Raw genomic sequence first — 668 nt, 5'->3', positions numbered from 1 at the left:
ACCCACCGCGGGAGGAGGTGCGGTGGGTTTCGTTGGTTATGGAGGGCCTTCTGGGAGGAGAAGAGGCCATCCGTTTCGACAGGGCCGGGAGGAGGTGACGCTGTCGAAAATTCCTAGTTTGAGGATAACTCAACTGTCCTGATTTAATACAGACAATATTGCATAGCAGCAATGCATTTTGTGCAACGCAGCAATCGCATCGCCGAAGCGTCACGCTCCGATCACGGCCAATTGACTATCTATTAGGAACGGAACCAGTCCCCATCCGTTAATAATCCATGAACGAGGCTTATATGGCGATAAACGCCGGTCTCCAGATGTGGTTGGAAGGGGCAGGAAAATGCGCTTCTACAAATCATCGATACCCATTCTCGCAGCTGCGCTCCTAGCGTCGGCTGCTGTATTGCCGGCCAATGCGTTCAATATCAAAAATCAGACAGAAGCGTCGGAGGACGTTAGTGAGGTCAGCAATAGACAATTCGAACGGGCTGCCTTGCTTGAAGCCAGAGCGTATATTTGCGGAACCGATGAAGCCAGTGAAGCGGCGATGAAAGCGGGGATGCGGGAAACCGGACTGCCGGAAGACACAGCGGTCGAAATCGTTTCTGATCTCGCTTCTGGTCTCATCGACAAAGCAGAAGAGTCCGGATCAAAAGAAATATGCGGCA

1 protein-coding gene is annotated in these 668 nt (G+C 52.1%); it reads left to right on the top strand.

What is annotated here, in order from left to right:
- Nucleotides 1–403 precede the first annotated feature (403 nt).
- A partial coding sequence (locus ACXJ5O_RS29010) for a hypothetical protein (protein ID WP_457302920.1) occupies nucleotides 404–668 on the top strand: 265 nt, incomplete at its 3' end.

Source organism: Phyllobacterium sp. P5_D12 (assembly GCF_054049495.1).
The sequence above is the reverse complement of the archived record's forward strand: the minus strand, read 5'-3'. Positions and strand labels throughout refer to the sequence as shown.